We start from the raw sequence: 20,110 nt of genomic DNA on the forward strand, positions 1-20,110 counted from the left end.
CGAGGGTCCTTATTTGAACTGAGATGAGAAACGAAGATCACCGCTATGCAAGTGGCGAATATCTTCAATTTTATGGCGCATCATAACGAGGCGGTCGAGTCCAAGTCCAAAGGCAAAGCCCGTGAATTTTTCTGTGTCAATTCCGCCTGCCTTAAGAACGTTGGGGTGAACCATACCGCAAGGCATGAGCTCGAGCCAGCCAGTTTGCTTACAGACTGAACAACCCTTGCCATTACAAATCTGACAATTGATGTCGAGTTCAAAGCCAGGCTCAACGAAGGGGAAATAACCAGGACGGAGGCGAACTTTAATATCTTTTTGGAAGATCTCAGAGAGTAGCGTTTTCATTGTGTGAATGAGGTTGGCAACGGAAATGTCTTCGTCTACCACCATGCCTTCGAGTTGGTGGAAAGCCGCTTCGTGTGAAGCATCTAAACGTTCAACTCGGAAAACTTTACCTGGGCCAATGATTTTGAAAGGAGGCTTGATGCGTTCCATAGCACGTGCCTGAATAGCAGAAGTATGTGTTCTGAGGATAGCGCCATTTTCAAAGTAAAATGTATCTTGCATATCACGAGCCGGGTGATCAGCAGGAATATTGAGTGCTTCGAAGTTGTAGAAGTCGAGTTCACAATGAGGGCCATCTTGAACTGTGAAGCCGAGGCCACTGAAGATGTCTTCAATTTCGTACTGCATTTGAGAAACGGGGTGAAGTGCACCAATTTTTTCTGCATCTTCATCAAGGGTGAAGTCCACCCATTCGCTCGCAACTTTCTCATCGATTTGTGCACGGATGATACCCTGGCGGCGATTTTCCATAACTTCTTGCATGGCAGTTTTGGCTTTGTTTGCAGCTTGGCCAACTTCAGATTTTTCTTCAGGACTCAAGTTACGAAGGTTTTTGAGAATACCAGTAAGAGGGCCTTTTTTACCCATGTAGGCAGCCTTGATCTGCTCAAGTGCCTGCAAGTCACCTTCGGCATTCACTTTCTCGGTGAATTCGGCGACAATTTTATTGATGTCTTCGATCATTAGTTTTGCTCAGATTAAATTATTTTTTATAAACGGCGGAATATAATGCGCTCTTCGTAAATAACTACAAATTAAGCCAGTAAAACTCAGCTTTATACACGTGAAATGAAAGCATCTAAGGCAAGTGATTTTAGCTCTGAAAAAATGATGGGAGAAATTTATGTTCAAATAGGGCTTAACTATCTGATTACTAGGGCCAAACAAAAAAGCCCTCCATTAGTAAATACTAAGTGAGGGCTTATGTCTGCTTTGCTTTTAAGCGAGGCTTATTTGAAGAGGTCTTTGATGCCTTCCATCCAATTGATGTAAGGAGCTGGAGCCTGATCTTTTGGGATCTGTTTAACAATCTCTTCGAGTTGATCGAGACGATTAAAGATTGGGAGGATGACTGGAGCGGCTTGGTGGAAAGCAGTTCCCTGTGGTGCGGCTTGCGCAAGGGCGAAGGCGCGGGGAGCTTGTTCCATGAAAGCATTGCCAGCTAAGTAACGATCGTAAGCTAAAGCAGCGAAGTAGAAAATCTTCGGCATTTCAGCAGGGCCAGAGTTCACTGCAAAAGCGTAGAGTGATTCGAGTAATTCACGACGATTAAAGAGGGCTTCCACAGGTAGGATACCTTTCCAAGTCATGAAGTAAGCGAGTTGGTGGCCAAGAGCTTGGATGTAGCCCTGAATGAGGGGAGCTTGGATATCTTTTGGGAAGATAGCTTCATCATCATTGCCAGTCACTTCAACATAGAGGCGATTGAAAGCACGCGTAACAACTAAGTGTAAATCTTTAGCAGGTGCTTTTTCCGTGATCGTTTTGACCACATTACCTTCGAGGTCGTTGAGGTAGAGATTGAGTTGTGCAACTTTATCGACACCCTCAAATTTGATGCCACCCGTGATCAAGTAATCGGGGTTAACTTCGTCTAAGTTAGCAATCTTTTTCTTTTGCTCTTGGGGCCAATCACCACGTCTCATGACGGGGCCTTGATCCTTCATCACAGGAACAAAAGTTGCTGTACGAATATCTAGTCGCGAAGTTACGGCTTCTTTAAAGAAGAGGGGGACTGCAGTACAAAGACCTGCAACGACATTTTGTAACTCGGGTGGGAGCTGAACTTTGGGGTCATTTTCAATGTGCAAAGCAGAAAAGTAAACGCGTTTGGCATCTTCATTCTTCGCGGGTTCGAGCCAGTAGGGTTCGCCTAAAGGATAGAACCAAAGTGGCATGCTGATTTTCATGAACTCGACTTCAGGTGCACTCGTAGGAGCTTGTTCGGCGCGAGATTTGCCAAAAACCTTGCGATCAATATTTGCGATTTGCGCAGAGAGTTTAAGCACGTGCTGACGAATGTTGGCTTGGTCAAAGAGTGCAATGCGGTGGAGCAAGTCTTTGGCCACGTCAATTTGTCCCTCAACGATGAGAGATTGGACAAAGTTGAGGCCAGGAAGAGGTCCTTGGGCTTCGGGGTTGTAGCGAGGCATAAAGATACTGATGATTTCTTTGGTCATCTTTTTGTTGCCTAAGTCACCAGTAGCCGTCGCTAAAACTTGACCATTATTCTCAGACTTATCGAGCGCCTTTTCGAAGTAGCTAATCGCTTCTTGGGCTTTGTCAGCTTTAATTAAGCGTTGGCCGAGGATGAGTTGCGGGAACCAACTATCATCGTAGCCAGCTAGACGTTCAAGTTCTTTATCAATCGCTTCTTCGCCATCTTTTTGTTTGATGAGGTCGAGGTGCCAAGCCATGGCTTGTTCTTGGTTGGGATTGAGGTTGATACTTTTGTCGAGTAAGCCAGCAGCAGCTTCTTTATCTTCTGCCATCAACTGAATACGTGCGAGTGCGGTGAGAGCATCGGGTGAGTGTTCATCATCTTTGATATAGCTTTCGAGTGCAGCAACAGCATTTTTGTAATCGCCAGTGAGACTGAGTGCGGTTGAATAGACTACGGCGCCACGCTCGGGGTTGGTGTCAGTTTTTGAGAGGTGTTCTGCGGCTTCGAGTACTTCAGTGAAGCAAGCGGCGTCAATACCCATGCTGATGACTTTGTAGAGTGGTCCAGGTTGATCCCAAGCTTTTTTGAGCATTTCGGGAAGTGCACCCTCGGCCCATTTTTCACGATTTATTTCGATGCGACGGCCGAGTTTATCAAAAGTAGTGATTGTTTCGGGTATATTGCTTTTAAGTTTTTCTGCGTTCTCAAGAAGTTTATCGTTGAAAACTGGCTCAGGGATAAAATCGCTAGCTTCGGGATTGGTGCTTACCGGACTCTCTTCCGGGCGACCAAACATTTTTTTTAGAAAATCCATTTGATGTCCTATTTAAGTTGTGCGCTGTCGAGTTGCATCGTGACAGGGCCGTTATTATTGATTGTGACTTGCATATCAGCGGCAAACCTTCCGGTGGCGACCTTGCTGATATCTGCATCGTTTTGAAAGAGTGTTATAAATTCTTCATAGAGTTCATTGGCTTTATCAGGCCTTGCTGCTTGCGTAAAGCTGGGACGACGCCCTTTTTTGTATTCAGCGCAGAGAGTGAACTGTGAGATAACGAGTATCTCTCCTTTTACATCGCGGAGAGATAGATCAAATTTGCCTTCTTCATTGGAGAAAATGCGAAGATCGCCAAGTTTTTTGGCAAGAATTTCGCCGTCAATTTTCTCGTCTTCTTGTTCGACACCCAAAAGTACCACGAGTCCTTGGTCGATTTCTCCCAAGGTCTCATTTTGACTTTTTACGGAAGCCGAACTCACACGCTGAATCAGAGCTTTCATTTACTTGACGTCGAAAACCTCGGTTCTAATGACATTAGCGTCACGTTCGCTGAGCCAAGCACGCATTTTTTCGATGTTCTCGTTTCTTTGATCACCTGTGAAACGATTGAGGAACTCTTTAAATAAAGAGAAGAAAGCTTCTTGAAAGATAAAGAGGGATTCGAGGCGTTCAATGAAACGTGCTTTGTATTGGAACTCAGTTCCGTCAGGTAGCTTCATGCTCTTGAAGCAGAAGAAGTCAGCATCGAGGGTGAAAGTCCAAGTATCATCGCCGCGAGCAATGGCAATTTTTGCCGTCTTAAGTTTTTTACCATCCTTGAGGGCTGAATCAGCTTCGGGACTAAGAGTCGGGATACCCTTTTTGACAACTGATTCACGAGCGCCATTGAGTTCAGTGATGAAGTTGAGCGGGCCGTCGACTGAAAAAGCGAAAACACCGAGATCAGGCACAGTGAACTCAGCTTCTTCGTATTCACTGAGGTACCATAACCAAGTAAGGAAATCTCTGCCAGGCCAAGTCTCGCCCGCATCTTCTTGGCTATCTGTAAGTTTGATGGAATCGTAAGATGATGCCATTGAGCCGAGCTGCTCAGTCATGTAAGTCTGTGGAGTTAAAGGAATGGGGCTGAGGCCCGTGCTTTCCACTAATAATGCCAATGCGGAATCCGCACTCTTAGCAGACGAAGTGCCTACGTAGAGTAGTTTGTTAGTGGGGTCGAGAACGAGTGGGAAACCTTTGATTGTTGGCTGAGTTTCCGCGAGGAGTTCGTCAATGATATTTTCTTTGATCTCTTTTTTACGCTTGCGGTTAATGCCACTAAGGTTTTCTTCCTGCATAGTTTGGAATTCGACCTGAGCACATTTGGCCTTGAGGATGGGAGCCGAAACTTTGAGTTCAGAAGCACGAAAATGAACTTGGACATAATCCTCGATTAAGCAGGTTTCTTCAGTGAAGTTACGCTCGAGGAGGTGGCGTGCTGTCCAGCCATTAGAGCTTTCGTCTTTTACCTGATTGAGGGGGAGTGCTGCGTTTTCCGCAAAGAGTTCGAGGATGTTTTCGGGTAAATCTTCGTCAAGTCTGTAAACACAGAATGAAAGGGGGCCATTATCAAAAGCCATAAATATATGTCCTATAGTTGAAATTAGAAAAAATTAATCTCGCTAAGGGACACTTTTTCGATTAAAGTTCAACTCTATTAAAGAGTATAGTAGACTTTTGGGGATGAAAAAAGCAGAGTGAAATAGATAGGTGGATTTGTTTGGCTTGACGGTACTCTAATGCGTTTAATAAATTTATTTAGCTGTTAACACGGCTGCAGCGATTCCACCACAAAAAGCTAATAAGATTGGTAGGATAAATACGAAAAAGACAATTTTTTTACCAGTTGAATCCAATTGCCTATGGTCTGCATATCCCGCAGGGCAGCAACTCAGTCGATAGCCTAGCCAGATGTTGATGAGTGGGACAAAGGAGAGTAAGAATAACCATGCAGATGAACCAAGGTTGCGAAGACGTTTAATGATTGTGTAAATTAAGGCGCCTAGATAAACTATATACAGTCCCGATAAGAGTGCATTATTTATCTGGCCTTCAGTTACAAGCGCTAAGGCGATCACTATCCCGTAAAATACGAGGTTCGCTAAAAAAAGGTACAACCAATAACGGCCTCGGCCGATTCCACCACAGTCGATATCATCAGGTAGATCATTAGTGGAATCTTTGGGAGCGGCATAGGCATTGCGTCCCTTTTTAACTTTGCTCTTAAGTTTTTTCCCTGTTTGAACATTGATTTCACACGCCATACAGATGATTGCGCCTAAGCCTAAGTTTTCTTTACACGAAGGGCATTCCATGCCATTGGGGAAATCTATTTCGACTTGAGTCGGGGTGCGCGCTAAGCGTAGTTTGGCAGTTTCGCTTATTTCTTCTGAGACATCAGAGATTTCTCTAGCCTCGACTTCTTTTTCTTCAGGCGTTTCTGAGTCTAGGGTCTTCGTCGCTTTGGGTTCAAAACCCATTTTTTTAAGTCGTCCACTCGATGATTGTTCCATTCAGTCCTCCTCCGACTCAAAAATAAAATAATAATACATTTAAAGGTCTAAGCCGCCATTTGACGGTTGCGTTTTAATGTTGTCTGTCTCCGTATCAGCTTTCTTCTCAACTTTGTCTGGATCTGCACTGGTTTCGTTTGGGGCATGAGCGCATGAGATGAATGAGCCGATAAAGAGGCAAGCCATGATGAGTTTCATCAAAAAGTCCTTAAAATGGTAGATAATAAATGTTTGGGAAATTTATGTTTGATTTTGGGAGAATGCAAAAAGGCCGAGATAAAAATCTCGGCCTTTTGTGAAACTTATGGAGTTCGCGAATTAGTCTTCGGAACCCATGCCGTCTTCAAATGAGCCTTCAGCAACTGGGAATACCAAGTGATTCGCAGCGTATTGAATAGCATTTGCGCTTGTTGCATCGAGGTCGCGGTAAGCCGATTCAGCTTCAGTTACGAGAGGAGCTGAGTCGGTACCCATGATCTTGTTGTAGCGCTCAACATAACCAAGGTCAATCATTAGCTCTGTGAAACGCATCATATTCATATCGCCTGTAGGGATATCGCAGAACTGCATAGCACGTTTGCGCCAGTCACCCGTCATAGAGCGGAGATTGATTCCTGGACGAACAAAGAAGTTTTTAATGGCTACAGCATAAATGCGGTCACCAACTTTACGGAAACGAGTTTCGAAGTCTTCGCCTTCCCAACAGTGAGACGGGTCAGCCGTTACGCCGAGGCATTTGTCGCCGTCACAAGCTTTTACAAGCTCGAGGAAGTCATCAGCGCAGAGTGCGGCTGAATTCGGGTGGATTTCGTGGCAGAGGTAAATGCCAAGCTCGTTAGCTTTAGCGCGGAGCTTAGCTGTTTTTTCAGCAAAGCGCTCGTTACCTTCTTTGATGAGGTCATACTCAGGGCCCGAGAAGAAGCCAAAGGGATAACCTGTTGCCATTTCGAAGCCGTGAGAAATACCCCAGAACATAGGGATGATTTTTACATTGAGTTCAGCCATAAGGTCAAGGAAACGGAGGATATAATCTTCACACCAAGCTTCGATTTCTTCAGGAGATTTTTCCCAAACGCTTTTAGGAAGGAAAGGACGAATAGTTTTTGAACCAGTCCAAGCGGTGGTGTGAACCCAAAAAGGGCAGTGGCAAGAAATACCGTCGAGCTTCATGCCGTGCTTATCAAATACAGCTTTAATTTCTGTAGCTGACATGAAACCATCACCGCTTTCGATGTGGTAGTTAGAAGGTTCTGCGCCTGCAGCACCTGATTCTTTAGCGAAAATGACGAATTCTTCGAGAGTTTTTGCTCCGTGTTGAGCACCCTCAATACTGGCGTGAAAAACAGTTTTAGCCATGTTTATACTCCTATCTTAATTAAAGTGCAGTCCATGCTGCGTTATTTTTAGAACTTCCTACTACGGCATCGATAAATTTCATGCCGCGAACACCATCTGAGATTGTCGGGTAGTCAAATTTGATTTCTTTATTGCCTGCTTGGAATTCGCGAATTTGGCTAACGAAGTTTAGGTAAATATTGGCAAAAGCTTCTAGGTAACCTTCAGGGTGACCTGCCGGCGTGCGCGTGGCAGCAGCAGCTTCATCACAGAGGTAGCCCATTCCAGTGCGGTAAACTTGGACGGGATCTTCAAGCCATTTTACAATCATTGTGTTGGGCTCTTGTTGACGCCATTCTAAACCGCCTTTTTCGCCATAAATACGGATGTTGTGATTATTTTCCTCACCAACTGAAATTTGTGAAGCAGTCAAAACACCCTTGGCGCCATTATCAAATCGCAAGAGGACATTGGCATCGTCATCTAAAAGACGACCGTCGACAAAAGCAGTGATGTCTGCTGCCAGTTCTTGGATTTTTAGACCTGTAATATATTCGGCAAGGTTTTCTGCGTGAGTGCCGATGTCGCCAACGCAACCTGCAGCACCACTTTTTGTGGGGTCTGTACGCCAAGCAGCTTGTTGCTGATCGGTGTCTTCAAGTTTCGTGGCTAACCAACCCTGTGGGTACTCGACAATGACTTTGCGGATTTTGCCAAGCTTACCTTCTTCAATCATTTTTTTAGCTTGCTTAACGAGTGGGTAGCCTGTGTAGTTGTGAGTGAGTCCGTAGAGGAGTCCTGTTTCAGCTACAATGCCTTCAAGCTCTTCGGCTTGCTCAGTATTGAAGCATGCAGGCTTGTCAGAGAGAACGTGGAAACCATTTTCGAGAGCCATCTTTGCTGGTGCAAAGTGCATGTGATTAGGAGTGACAATAGCGACGAAATCCATGCGCTCGCCTTCAGGGAGAGTTTTTTCCGTAAGGATCATCTCTTCATAGTTGGCATAACAACGTTCTTCAGGAAGGAAAAAATCTTGTCCAGAGAGTTTTGATTTTTCCGGTGTCGAGCTAAATGCCCCGCATACGAGTTCGATTTGTTGATCAATAGCCGCTGCAATTCTGTGTACGGCACCGATGAATGCACCGCGGCCACCGCCGACCATGCCCATGCGAATTTTTCTCATGTATTTCTCCTCTAATTAAGGTTTTTGAATGTTAAGACTTTAAGCCATAAGTGAGTCATAAGATTGTTTTAATGAGGCATTCTTTTGTAATATCTCGACAAAGTGTTAAGTTTTTTCTACATAAAAATTTAAAGCGAGCGAAAATGAATAGTTTTTGGGAAGAAGTAAAGTTAGATGCGTCAATCCAAGTTTTACTCAATAATCTACCTGGCGTACAAGTTTTTGTTAAAGATTTAGAAGGGCGTTTCACTCATGTAAATGACGAGGCTCTTCAGGCTTACGGTGCGTCAAAGATGGAAGATATACTCGGTAAGACGGATCATGAAGTTTTTGGGCCAAAATTAGCAGAAAATTATGTAAAATCTGATGCCGACCTCTTTCGTGAAAAAGTTCCTCAAACAAATATTATTGAGTTGGTTCGCAATCGTTTTGGTCGTGTGGAATGGGTTGTGACAACAAAAATTCCACTTTTTGATCACCAAGGCGAACTCATGGGTCTCATGGGGACGAGTCAAAACTTTGGCCGTGCACAAAAGAATTTACAGCCTTACTTGGATATAGCTCCAGGTGTTGAGTACATGGAGAATAACTACATGAAGAGTTTCTCAGTCGAGAAATGCGCTGACTTATCGCATCTTTCAGTGCGTCAATTTGAGCGTAAGTTCAAGAAGACTTTCCTCACGAGCCCACAGGACTATATAATGAAGACGCGTATTCAGCATGCTTGTAATTACCTATTAAAATCAAAAATGGGTATTTCTGAAATAGCTTTAAAAGTCGGTTTTTATGATCAAAGTGTTTTTACAAGACAGTTTAAGAAACAACAGGGCTTAACCCCAGGCGCGTATCGCAAAAAGTTCACTTAGGCGCGCTCCGTCTTTATTCGCCCTTTTGTGAAATGATGCTATTATACGCGACAAAATTTCAACTTTCGCGGACTCCGCAAAAATTTTAGGCACAGGATTATGCACGACGTAAAAATATTTGACACCACTCTTAGAGATGGCCAGCAGGGGAAGGGGATTTCTTTCACTGTAGAAGACAAGATAAAGATCGCTAAACTCTTGGATGAGAATGGCGTGAGCTACATTGAGGGTGGTTGGCCTGGTGCGAGTCCAAAAGTTGAAGCCTTTTTTAAAGAAATTAAAAATGTCGAACTCAAAAATGCCAAGATGGTCGCTTTTGGTTCGACACGCCGTGCAAGTAACTCTGCAGAAGATGATGTTTTTCTCAATAAGATTGTTCAGTCAGGTGCCCCCGTAGCCTGTATTTTTGGTAAGAGTTGGGACTTACACGTCCACGAAGCTTTAAAGATTAGTTTAGAAGAGAATTTAGATGTGATCGAAAGCTCAATTGCTTTCCTTAAGAAATCTGGGCTCGAAGTTTTTTTTGATGCGGAACACTTTTTTGACGGGTATAAACGCAACCCAGAATACGCCATAAAATGTCTACAAGCTGCCGAAGCAGGCGGTGCAGAAGTTCTCGTCTCTGTGATACAAATGGTGGCACGATGCCTTTCGAAGTCGCAGAGATAATCGAAAAATTAAGCCTCAGTTGAAAACTCCTTTGGGTATACATGCTCATAATGATTGTGAGTTAGCGGTAGCCAATTCTTTGACGGCCGTAAAACATGGCGCGGTGCAGGTGCAAGGAACAATTAATGGCTTTGGCGAGCGTTGTGGCAATGCAAACTTATGCTCGATCATACCTTCGCTCAAATTAAAAATGGGCTTAGATTTAGTCACTGACGAACAGCTTCAGGCAATGACGTCTCACTCGCATCATATTTATGAGATTGCCAATCTATCGCCAAGTGATAGCCAAGCTTATGTGGGTAAGAACGCGTTCGCTCACAAGGGTGGAGTTCACGTTTCAGCAATTTTGAAAAACCCAGAGACTTACGAACATATTCGTCCAGAGTTAGTGGGTAATAAGCAGGAAGTCACAGTTTCAGATCAAAGTGGTCTTTCTAACTTAATTTATAAAGCCGAGAAATTTGGCATCGAAATCGATCCCAAAGATCCCAATATTAAATCACTTGTACAGCGCACAAAAGAACTCGAAAAAATGGGTTTTACTTTCGAAGAAGGTGAGGCGAGCTTCGAATTGTTGATGCGCCGTAAACTTGGTTTATTTGATCGTTCTTTTGAGCTTTTAGGTTTTCGTGTGATTGACGAGAAACGCGGTCATGATGAAGAGGTGATTGTGGAAGCCACTGTGAAAGTTAATGTCAATGGGACGGTCTACCACACAGCTGCGGAAGGTGAAGGTCCTGTAGATGCTTTAAATAAAGCTCTGCGTAAAGTTTTGGAAGTTCATTTCCCTGGATTGAGTACCATGTTTCTTAGCGACTACAAAGTTCGTGTACTGAACTCAGAGAAGGGCACGTCATCTAACGTGCGCGTTTTAATTGAGACGACAGATGGTAAGAAAAGTTGGGGCACGGTTGGTGTATCAGCCAACTTGATTGAAGCCACTTGGAAAGCACTGATTGATGCAATCGAATATAAATTACTCAAAGGCTAAAACTTATAGTTTCTAGCCAATAAAAAAAGCAGGCCATACGGTCTGCTTTTTTTGTGCATGCTGTTGTTATCTAACTTAGAACGGGCAATCCTCTGGATCGTTAATGTCGTCAAAGTTAGGCATATCGCTCACTGGTGGACGTGTGTTGTTGAGATCCGCCATATCGTTTGCAGGAGCTTGTTGAAATGGGGGTGGAGTGTTTTGTTGAAAGTTCTGAGCTTGCGGCGCGGCTTGAGGTGCAGCTTGTTGGAAGTTCTGAGCTTGTGGAGCGTTTTGCTGATAGCCACCCTGATTTTGATTCGGCTCCCAAGTGTCGATTGTGAGACTATGAGTCTGACCGTATTGGCTTGGCTGACGACGCTTATTCATGTTGAGGTTAACATAACCTTTGGCGTTGAGGTTATTCATTAAAGTTTCGAGGTCTTGCTTGTTAAAGGAAATGCGGTGAAAAGCACCGAAATTACCATTAACTTCCTTGGCACCACCAACGTAAATTTTTTCGTTAGACATTTTGTGATCCTCCCAATAGGTTTTGATCGTTCTAGCTTATAAGTAGGGAATGAAATTCATTCTAATTTGCTTATTATGATAAGGGTTGCACTTCGATGCTTCAAGTCGATCTGAGAGCTAGTTCAACATTTTGTGGGGATAGATAAAGTGAATCAGTGAGCTGAGCTTTAATGCCTGATTTCGTTTAGGAATTAGGAGAGACTTATTTGCTCTTTAAACCTGAGTTTACTTGTGAAATGAGCTCGCTACAAAGATCCGTTTTTGTTGAGGCAGGGATTGACTCGCCTGCAGGATCTATGATATAAGTTTGGTGGGCTTCACCATCCATTTCATCTAAATTATTGGCAACAATGAGTTCAGCACTTGACGCTTTTAATGAGTTTAAAGCAATGTCGTGAAGCTCTTCACGGGGAAGGCCTACTTGCAATTTGAATTTTACTAAGAAAGATTCTGGCGTTGCTAGGCGAATTTTGTCCACTAACTTTTCTGTAGGGATGAGGGGGATGTTGAATCCGTCTTTGGAACTTTTTTTACCTTGGTAGACATCATCTGATTTAAAGTCAGAAACTGCAGAGGAGTGCAAGATAGCATCAAATTGCGTCAAGTCTGTGGTCTTGAGGAGTTGGTCTAGGTCATCATAGTAAAAAAACTGCTGGACATTCATTTCAGTCCAGTCAGAAGTTTGGAACTTAGCGCGGCCCGGTCCCATAAAGAGGGTGACTTTACAGCCTTGCTCTTTAAAGGCGCGGGCAATGCGCAAGCCAGTTTCGCCGGAAAAAACAGAAGTGAGAACTCGTACACGATCAACGGCAGTCCAGGTTGGACCTGCAGTAACGAGGATGTTTTTTCCGACTAAGCTCATATTAGCAGTCGTCGAATTGACCAGCTTTTGCGAGCGCCGCAGTTTCTACAGAAATGATATCTGCGTAACCTTGGCTAGAAGCAGGATTTAAACCATCGGAAGCTTCCATTGAACTATCTTCTTCGTTGTAGAGTGAAGCGTAAATATCTGTCATGCTCTGGAAGAATACGTTGCCTTTATAGAGGCCAAGTTTAACTTCGCCTTCGGCAGACTCAGTGAGTGTGTCGATAGCAGCACGCGCAGCTTGAACAGTTTTGTCGTAGTAGCGACCATCATAAACGAGGTTTGAGATGAGTTCCCCCATTTGCTTGTAGAGCTTAAATGAATTACGGTCAAGAGTGGCTTGTAAGATGTTTTCGAGGCCAGCGTGGAGGAGTTCCATGCCAGGTGCTTCGTAAACGCCACGAGATTTAGTTCCGATGATACGGTTCTCTAAAGCGTTCTTCATCCAAATGCCATTACGACCAGCGATCTCGTTAGCTTTTTCCATAGCTTGGAGTGGTGATAATTTTTCGCCGTTGATTGATGTGCAGTAACCATGCTGGAAAGTAAGAGTGACATCTTCAATTTTGTCAGGCGCATCAGCAGGCCAAACACCCATAGTCGGCTCAACGATAAGGCAAGATGTTTCGAGTTCTTCGAGGTCTTCTGCTTCGTGAGAAAGACCTGCGAGGTTCGCATCAGTAGAGTATTTTTTCTTCATGCCAATAACAGCAGGGATATCGAATTGAGCGAGGTAGTCAGCCATTTCAGTACGACCAGGGAATTGCTCGAGGAGCTCAGGGTCACGCCAGGGAGCGTAAACGCCCATTTCAGGTGCAAGGGCACGCGTGTAGCGTTCGAAACGCATTTGGTCGTTACCACGTCCAGTTGCACCGTGGCAAAGAACGTCAACGCCATGCTTTTGCATTTCGCGAATGATGCCGCGTACAGTTACTGCACGAGCGATACCAGTAGTGTTCCAGTAGCCGCCATCATATGTTGCAGAAGCTTTGATTGTTTCGAAGCAGATCTCTGCCATGTCGTCTTTAACGTCAACGATGTAAGTTGGCGCGCCACAAGGCTCCATTTTTTTAACGATGTCGTTGATGTCTTTCTCGTCAGGTTGACCGAGGTCAGCGCTGAAGCAGACTACGTCGAGGCCTTCTTCCATGAGTCTTTTTGTAACGGTTTTTGAATCGAGACCGCCTGAAACGCAGATGCCGATTTTTTTACCTTTTAAGTCTTTGAGTAACATAATTTTTGTTCCTTTAAAGTATATCATTTTGTATCCGCACAATGTAATGAAGAGCAAAGGATTATCAACACCAAATTTGCACTAAATATTCTAATGTGAAAATACGTAAAATATTGAGGGAAAAGAAAGCCTCTCAGGCTTTGGAGAAGTGGACTTTTGCAAGAGTTTGAAAGTCTTCAGGACATACAGGGACGCTGTTTTTTGGATGAGTCGAATAAGCCACGCAATCAAGTGAGCTTGGGTATAGAGTGATTTGAGGTATGGCAGACTCAAAGAAAGGTTTTAGCGCAGTAAAATTTTTAGATTGTAAGTAGTTTCCAAGTGTGATGTGGGGCGTGAAGTTTTTGTTTTCTGGATCGAGTAGTTTTTGCAAGTAGTTTGTTGTTTTGCTAGCATCGCTACAGCGGATGTAAGGACAGTGCGGAAAGGAATCTATGTTTTGTATGTAGATTTTGGGTGGGGCTAAGTCGAGTTTTTGGAGCTCTTTGGCGCGCTCATTTATTTGATGAAGAGTCGTTTCGTCGTTTAGTTCGATATTTTCAACTAAAAATCCTTGTGGAGCAATTGTAAGATGAAGGTTTTCTACTGGATGATATTTAATGAATTTTTTCAGCTGATCTTGATATTCTTTAACGAGGGTTTTTAGGGGACTGTCTGAAAACTGGTACATCCAAACAGTGTAGGTGGGTCTGCCGCGGTGCCAAGCTAAAAAAGGCTGATGTTTTGCTGCTTGAGTTTTCATTTGAGTTTCTTATGGGGCTTAGGGTTTATAGAGCCACTGGCTCAGATTCTGATTTTTTGTTAAAAAAGAGTTTTATTCTTATGTAAATTAGCAATTATTTCTTTGTCTTGATGGCTAGGTCATATAGTTTTATAAATCTAATTGTTGAGGGATAAAAATGAATTACAAAAATAATGAAACAATCTGCAACTACAAAGCAGAAAAACTGCTCGATCTCTTTCAAATAAGTTCGGAAGATATTGAATTAATTCAAGCTGCTGGGGAAGAATATTCAGAAAGTCTATTGGGAGGAGTTTCTTAAAGCTAGTATTGATGAAGATTATGTGCTGAGCCGAGAGACGGTTGGTTTAACTCATGCTCGCATTGGCTTGTCGCTTTCGGCTTACTTTGTAGCTGTTGACCACAGTTTATTTATTTGGATCAAAAGGATTTTATCCTCTAAATGCGAGCATGATTTAGATGCGATTTGTCGTGCTTTCACCAAGTTAGTTCATTTGGATACAATGATAGTGGTCGAAGCGTTTAGCTTCATGACTAACAAAACAATTTCAAAACAGAGTCAAGCGCTCATGGAAATGTCGACTCCAGTGACGGAAATTTGGGATGACATTCTGATGTTGCCATTAGTTGGGATCATTGATTCCAAACGAAGCCAAGATGTAATGAATTCCATTTTGAGCAAGATAGCTCAGACCCAAGCAAGGATTTGTATCTTAGATATTAGTGGTGTGGCAGTGGTTGATACAGCCGTGGCCAACCACTTGATAAAAATCAGTAAAGCCACACGTCTTATGGGCTGTGAATGTAATTTCTCTGGGATTTCTCCAGCCATTGCTCAAACTATTGTAGAGCTTGGGATTGATGTGGGTTCTATTCGTACTAACTCAAATTTGAAAGATGCATTAAATCACGCCTTTGTCAGTCAAGGCATTGGTATTGTGAAAGGTTAATTTTTCTATGAATCATGTACCCGGACATTTTATAGAGAATTACTTACTCTATGCAATGCCAAGTGAATTGCCTGAGAAAGAGTTTTTAGACTTTAGCCAATTTCTTTTAAATGAAGTGACTAAGAAACATGTCGAGTATTTAATTTTAGATTACTCGGCTTATCGAATTATGGATAGAACTGATTATCTAAGGTGCTGTGGGCTCGTTAAAAAAGTTCAAATCATGGGGGTCGGAGTCATTAATCACGGTTTAAATGCAGGTTTAGTAAGTACGCTTGTCGATTTAGTTGATGATTTTCAAGGGATGGAATTTGCGGGGAGTTTAGAGGCGGCGTTGGCGCTTGTGGGTAAGAATGCAAGCACTTAATTGCTATATCTATAATGACGTGTCAGTCTCAACGGGGATTATAGAAGCTCGCGAATGGTTGGACGAGTGTATGAGTGATAAACAAGTCAAAAGTCTGTTGCTGACAGTATTTGCGGAGTTAGCACAAAATATTATTAAATATGCTAACAGAGGGAAGATACTATTGGAGTGTACAAAGTTTGAGGGTAAGGACTGTGTGATGATTTGTTCAAAAGATAATGGACCCGGCATAGAGAAGATTGAAGATGCTTTGAGTGAGAATTTTAGTACATCGGGAACATTGGGCTTAGGTCTCCCAGGGATTAAGCGCATTATGGATGAGTTTCAGATTGAGTCGGAACTTGGTGTGGGGACCGTAGTAAGGACGTTTAGATACTTATGAATGTGGCGATAAAAGTTCAGGCTTTATTAGGTGAGCGTCACTGTGGTGATATGGGGCTGTATAGAGAATTTAATAATGGAAGCCTTTTAGCCATTCTTGTGGATGTGACGGGGCATGGAGATGAAGCAGGCCGTTTAGCTAAGAAAATTGAATCTCGACTCGTTTTTCAAGAAGATCAGGAAGTTGAGTCCTATCTCGATGTCGTTAACGAAATTTGCCGTGGTGAAATTGGTTGTGCGGCTGGAGTCGTGAAAATTAGTACTGATAATCGCTTTACTTACGCGGGAGTCGGTAATGTGTTGTGCCACATTTATAGAAATAACGAAAGTAAAAGTTTAGTGTCTAAGGACGGTATGCTAGGTGTGAGAAAAGGGAGCTACTTCAAACAAGAATATCAATTGGAGCCAAAGAATTTGGTTTTGATGCACACTGATGGTTTAAGTGATTTTAGTAAAAAAGAGCTGTTTTTTTTAGAGCATGAGAACATAAATTCAATAGTACATCGGCTCGTGCGCGATTGTGGAAAAATGACTGATGATATGGGATGTCTGGGGATAAAAATATGATTGAATTAGGCCATATAAAAGTAAAGTCCGAGATCTGTCTTTTGGCACTGCGTAAGAAGTTTTATGCTTTTTTTAAAATGCTCGAATTAGACGATGTCGTCTGCGTACGAAAAGTGAGTTTTTTGTCGGAGTTGTTGCGTTCCTTAAACTGTAATAGTGAAGTTGAAATCAAAATTGAAAAACAATTTGAAGGGACCTTTTTACGGTTGGAGTTGAGTCGAGATATGTCGCTTCCGTTAGTGTTAAAAGATTATTTCACGGAAGTTGCGGAACTAGATGGAAAGCTGATTCTCAAAGATTTCTTAGTGAATGAGTTCAATTTTAGCAATCAAGATATTACTAATATGCGGCATAAATTTAGCGAGAAAACGGTTGAGCAACTCTTGCATGAGCTCGAATTAAAAAACGAAGAACTAGCCAATCACGGAACCTTGCTAGAGGAAAAAGTCATTCGACGTACACGAGATGCTGAACGCGCTCGGGAAGATGCCGAGAAAGCAAATGTGGCAAAAAGCCAATTTTTATCAAACATGAGTCATGAATTGCGAACTCCGCTAAATGGGGTGCTTGGCTATACGCAAGTTCTTCAAAATGCTTCTGATCTTCAAGATAAATATAAGGGAAGTCTCAAGGGGATTATGAACTGCGGGGAGCACCTGCTTACGGTGATTAATGACATTTTGGATATATCTAAAATTGAAGCGGGAAAACTCGATTTAGTTTATGACGAAGTCGATGTGCTTAAAGTCGTGAGTGACACAGAAGATATTTTGCGATACAAAGCTTTGGAAAAGGGTTTGAGTTTAAATCATTCACTTGATCCAGAAATCCCTCAATCAATTAAATCAGACCCGACAAAGTTACGTCAAATCCTTGTAAATTTAGTGGGAAATGCGGTGAAGTATACGGCATCTGGTGGTGTGGAATTAAAGCTAAAGAAGTCTGGGGATATGATTAAATTCTCAATTATTGATACGGGGATTGGTATCCCTAAAGATAAGCAAAGTCACGTTTTCGAAGCTTTTCGTCAAGATGAAGGCGGTCGACAAGAAGGTGGGACGGGCTTAGGACTCGCCATTTGTGTAAAACTTGTTGAAGCTTTTGGTGGCGAGATTGGCTTGGAAAGTGAAGAGGGTAAAGGAAGTACTTTTTGGTTCACTCATCCCGCAAATTTTGATGGCGTGAAAGTGAAGCTTCAAGAAAAAGTGGAAACGGCAGAATCATCAGAGCCGGTATCTAGTGAGCAGTCGCTCGAGATAATATGGCAGGAATTAACTCTGGATGAAGAATGGCTGAAAGATTTGGCCGATGCAGCTGACTTGGGCGATTTTAGTGAATTGGAAAGTTTAGCCAATGAGCTTGGTGGTAAAGCAGATGAATTGAAATTGAAAGATTTAATTTTGGATAAAGCGAACGCTTTTGATTTCTCTGGAGTTCAGCAATTAATCGAAAAATACAACGAGGTGCAAAGTGAGTGAGCTCGGTGAAGACCTAATTTTAATTGTCGATGACAATGCGAATAATTTACAGGTTTTATTTAAAACTCTAGCGGTTTTAGATGCGAAAGTTTTGGTGGCAAAAGGTGGGCTTCAAGCCTTAGTCACAGTAGAAAAAAGAAAGCCTTCTTTGATTCTCTTGGATATTATGATGCCAGATAAAGATGGTTATGAAGTTTGTGCAGAGCTTAAGGAGAATGAAGAGACCAAAGATATTCCCATTATATTTTTATCGGCCTTAGGGCAAGTACAGGATAAAGTTAAAGGCTTAGATCTAGGTGCAGTGGATTTTATTACTAAACCCTTCCAAGCAGAAGAGGTTGTTTCTAGGGTGAAAACTCAGCTTCGTTTAAAGCGCTTGAGTGAAAGCTTAAAAGACAAAAATGCATTGCTCGAAGCTGAACTTAAAAAAGTTCAGTATTTGGGAGAAGAAGCCAAGCGAGAAATGAGTGGACCACTGCTCGGTTCCAGTGATTCTTTAAATCTTTTGCAAGAAAAGATTGAACATTCAGGAGTGATGGCAAAACCTTTAATGTTGCTCAGTAAACCAGGTTGTGGTGAGGGAGCTGTGGCACGAGAGATACATCAAGCTTCAAGATTTAGTGAGCGCGCTTTCGTACAGGTGAATTGTGCACTTCTCTACCAAAATCACGCAGATGTTTTAAAGAGTGATAATGAATTGATTGAGAAGTTCGATTTAGCGCGAGGTGGTTGTCTTTATTTTGAGCAGCTTAATAAGTTGGCTTTAGATAAGCAAGAAACAATTGTTGATTATATTAAGGCACATTGGTCGACCGATGGTAAGGAAGATGGATTGGTCATTTTTCACGCCAATAGAGACTATGGGAAAAATGAACTGCATGCTGGCCTCTTGGATTTTCTTTGTGAAAATGTTGTTCAAATTCCTCGCCTCCATGAACGCAGTGCAGATATAGGTGATATTGCGCATTATTATGCTCAGAAATACGCTCTTAAGCTCAGTAAAACCATTGATGGGATTAGCGAAGCGAGTGTCAAAAACCTTGAGCAGTATTCTTGGCCTGGAGATCTCAATGAGTTAGAGAACTTAATTGAACGAGAAGTTTTTAAAACGGATATTCAGATCCTTGAAATTAGCCGACAGAGCTTAGAAGGACAACAGACAATTGGAGCCTATCAACTAGATGGCATGCTCGGCGATGGAGGCATGGGTGAGGTTTGGTGCGGAATGCATCAGCTCTTAGCTCGTCCAGCAGCGATTAAATTGATAAAGAATTTGGATTCTAAACTTCTGAGTAAGGATAATTTGACTCAACGTTTCCATCGTGAAGCAAAATCCACGGCAAATCTGCAGTCTCCGCATACCGTGACGCTCTATGACTACGGCGTGACTGATTTAGGAGAGTTTTATTATGTGATGGAGCTTTTGGATGGTTTGAGTTTAGGCGAGCTTATTAAGCATTTTGGACCTCTGCAACCAAGTCGTGCGCTCTACCTCATGAAGCAAGCTTGTCGTAGTTTGGCCGAGGCACATGATTTAGGAATGGTTCATCGGGATATTAAGCCAGATAATTTATTTATAGCGAAGTTAGGCGCTGAATACGACTTCTTAAAAATTCTTGATTTTGGTATCGTTTCAAATTCTCAGGCAGAAGATATAGACTTAACCAAGGGTCAGCCGATTGGTACGCCTAGTTTTATGGCTCCCGAAACGGCTATGGGTAAAGAACTGACTGGTTTGGCCGATATATACTCACTTGCTTGTACTTTTTATATGGCTTTGACTGGGGAGCATGTTTTTGATGCACCGACACCTATGGCGGTTATGCTAAAGCACATTCAAGATGAGGCGCCGAATATTCAAGAAGTAGCTAAGTTTGATACCCCTAAGGGCTTTGCAGATGTTTTGATGTCCTGTATGGACAAAGAGCCTGCTAATCGTCCGAGTTCAGCATTGGATTTGTATCAACGCTTAGATAAACTTGAGAATGAATGGGGTTGCCAAGAAGCGCAAGATTGGTGGGTGTCTCATGTCGATTTAGATAAGAATGAGAAGTTTAGCAAGACGATGTCAGAAAACTTCAAAACTATGTTGATTGATTCTGAATAGACAATAAAAAAGCCACTTCAAAA

The 20,110-nt window shown here is 42.7% G+C and carries 20 protein-coding genes and 1 pseudogene; 9 read left to right on the top strand and 12 right to left on the bottom strand.

Going from position 1 to position 20,110, the window contains the following annotated elements; genetic code table 11:
- Positions 1-9: 9 nt before the first annotated feature.
- The 8 genes from pheS to LNTAR_RS16310 all read right to left on the bottom strand — a co-directional run bounded on the left by pheS (position 10) and on the right by LNTAR_RS16310 (position 8,360).
- Entirely contained in the window at positions 10-1,032 is a 1,023-nt protein-coding gene (gene pheS, locus LNTAR_RS16280) for a phenylalanine--tRNA ligase subunit alpha (protein ID WP_007279833.1), read from the bottom strand.
- Positions 1,033-1,298: 266 nt separating this feature from the next.
- On the bottom strand, positions 1,299-3,326 hold the full coding sequence (locus LNTAR_RS16285) for a tetratricopeptide repeat protein (protein ID WP_007279834.1): 2,028 nt from the start codon (positions 3,324-3,326) through the stop codon (positions 1,299-1,301).
- A gap of 8 nt (positions 3,327-3,334) precedes the next feature.
- A complete protein-coding gene (dtd, locus tag LNTAR_RS16290; RefSeq protein ID WP_007279835.1) occupies positions 3,335-3,790 on the bottom strand; it encodes a D-aminoacyl-tRNA deacylase in 456 nt (151 codons plus the stop codon).
- Positions 3,791-4,909 carry a recombination-associated protein RdgC gene (rdgC, locus tag LNTAR_RS16295; RefSeq protein ID WP_007279836.1) on the bottom strand — a complete coding sequence of 373 codons (1,119 nt, stop codon included), beginning with the start codon at positions 4,907-4,909 and terminating at the stop codon, positions 3,791-3,793.
- A 174-nt stretch (positions 4,910-5,083) separates the two neighbouring features.
- Positions 5,084-5,842 (bottom strand): DUF805 domain-containing protein, encoded by a 759-nt coding sequence (locus LNTAR_RS16300; protein WP_007279837.1) that lies wholly within the window; start codon positions 5,840-5,842, stop codon positions 5,084-5,086.
- Positions 5,843-5,881: 39 nt separating this feature from the next.
- Positions 5,882-6,040 (bottom strand): hypothetical protein, encoded by a 159-nt coding sequence (locus LNTAR_RS27255; RefSeq protein ID WP_007279838.1) that lies wholly within the window; start codon positions 6,038-6,040, stop codon positions 5,882-5,884.
- 120 nt (positions 6,041-6,160) lie between these two features.
- Positions 6,161-7,198: a sugar phosphate isomerase/epimerase family protein gene (locus tag LNTAR_RS16305; RefSeq protein WP_007279839.1), complete on the bottom strand. Its 1,038-nt coding sequence runs from the start codon at positions 7,196-7,198 to the stop codon at positions 6,161-6,163.
- A 19-nt stretch (positions 7,199-7,217) separates the two neighbouring features.
- Entirely contained in the window at positions 7,218-8,360 is a 1,143-nt protein-coding gene (locus LNTAR_RS16310) for a Gfo/Idh/MocA family protein (RefSeq protein ID WP_007279840.1), read from the bottom strand.
- A gap of 143 nt (positions 8,361-8,503) precedes the next feature.
- Here LNTAR_RS16310 and LNTAR_RS16315 point away from each other — a divergent pair, with 143 nt between their 5' ends.
- Positions 8,504-9,226 (top strand): AraC family transcriptional regulator, encoded by a 723-nt coding sequence (locus tag LNTAR_RS16315; RefSeq protein WP_007279841.1) that lies wholly within the window; start codon positions 8,504-8,506, stop codon positions 9,224-9,226.
- A 99-nt stretch (positions 9,227-9,325) separates the two neighbouring features.
- Positions 9,326-10,886, top strand: a pseudogene (cimA, locus tag LNTAR_RS28470) (citramalate synthase).
- A gap of 75 nt (positions 10,887-10,961) precedes the next feature.
- Here the strand turns inward: cimA and LNTAR_RS16325 are convergent.
- From LNTAR_RS16325 to LNTAR_RS16340, 4 genes are all read right to left on the bottom strand, one after another.
- Positions 10,962-11,396: a hypothetical protein gene (locus LNTAR_RS16325; RefSeq protein ID WP_007279844.1), complete on the bottom strand. Its 435-nt coding sequence runs from the start codon at positions 11,394-11,396 to the stop codon at positions 10,962-10,964.
- A 202-nt stretch (positions 11,397-11,598) separates the two neighbouring features.
- Complete coding sequence (locus tag LNTAR_RS16330) at positions 11,599-12,258, bottom strand: phosphopantothenoylcysteine decarboxylase domain-containing protein (RefSeq protein WP_007279845.1); 660 nt, start codon at positions 12,256-12,258, stop codon at positions 11,599-11,601.
- Position 12,259: 1 nt separating this feature from the next.
- Positions 12,260-13,495 (bottom strand): argininosuccinate synthase, encoded by a 1,236-nt coding sequence (gene argG / locus LNTAR_RS16335; protein ID WP_007279846.1) that lies wholly within the window; start codon positions 13,493-13,495, stop codon positions 12,260-12,262.
- Between the two features lie 133 nt (positions 13,496-13,628).
- Positions 13,629-14,237 (bottom strand): 2'-5' RNA ligase family protein, encoded by a 609-nt coding sequence (locus LNTAR_RS16340; RefSeq protein ID WP_007279847.1) that lies wholly within the window; start codon positions 14,235-14,237, stop codon positions 13,629-13,631.
- Between the two features lie 157 nt (positions 14,238-14,394).
- Between LNTAR_RS16340 and LNTAR_RS27260 the strand changes: the two genes are divergently transcribed.
- Genes LNTAR_RS27260 through LNTAR_RS25950 form a run of 7 tightly spaced genes read left to right on the top strand, consistent with a single transcriptional unit; the run spans position 14,395 to position 20,087 of the window.
- Positions 14,395-14,538: a hypothetical protein gene (locus LNTAR_RS27260; RefSeq protein WP_007279848.1), complete on the top strand. Its 144-nt coding sequence runs from the start codon at positions 14,395-14,397 to the stop codon at positions 14,536-14,538.
- Between the two features lie 22 nt (positions 14,539-14,560).
- Positions 14,561-15,187 carry an STAS domain-containing protein gene (locus LNTAR_RS16345; protein ID WP_007279849.1) on the top strand — a complete coding sequence of 209 codons (627 nt, stop codon included), beginning with the start codon at positions 14,561-14,563 and terminating at the stop codon, positions 15,185-15,187.
- A gap of 7 nt (positions 15,188-15,194) precedes the next feature.
- Positions 15,195-15,554 (top strand): STAS domain-containing protein, encoded by a 360-nt coding sequence (locus LNTAR_RS16350; protein WP_007279850.1) that lies wholly within the window; start codon positions 15,195-15,197, stop codon positions 15,552-15,554.
- Entirely contained in the window at positions 15,541-15,936 is a 396-nt protein-coding gene (locus LNTAR_RS16355; protein ID WP_007279851.1) for an ATP-binding protein, read from the top strand. Before LNTAR_RS16350 ends, LNTAR_RS16355 begins: the two co-directional genes overlap by 14 nt.
- Positions 15,933-16,502 (top strand): SpoIIE family protein phosphatase, encoded by a 570-nt coding sequence (locus LNTAR_RS16360; RefSeq protein WP_007279852.1) that lies wholly within the window; start codon positions 15,933-15,935, stop codon positions 16,500-16,502. The genes LNTAR_RS16355 and LNTAR_RS16360 overlap by 4 nt, the downstream gene beginning before the upstream one ends.
- Entirely contained in the window at positions 16,499-17,980 is a 1,482-nt protein-coding gene (locus LNTAR_RS25945) for a sensor histidine kinase (RefSeq protein WP_007279853.1), read from the top strand. The genes LNTAR_RS16360 and LNTAR_RS25945 overlap by 4 nt, the downstream gene beginning before the upstream one ends.
- A complete protein-coding gene (locus LNTAR_RS25950) occupies positions 17,973-20,087 on the top strand; it encodes a protein kinase domain-containing protein (protein WP_007279854.1) in 2,115 nt (704 codons plus the stop codon). Before LNTAR_RS25945 ends, LNTAR_RS25950 begins: the two co-directional genes overlap by 8 nt.
- Positions 20,088-20,110 lie beyond the last annotated feature (23 nt).

This window comes from Lentisphaera araneosa HTCC2155, assembly GCF_000170755.1.
Classification (GTDB): Bacteria; Verrucomicrobiota; Lentisphaeria; order Lentisphaerales; family Lentisphaeraceae; genus Lentisphaera; species Lentisphaera araneosa.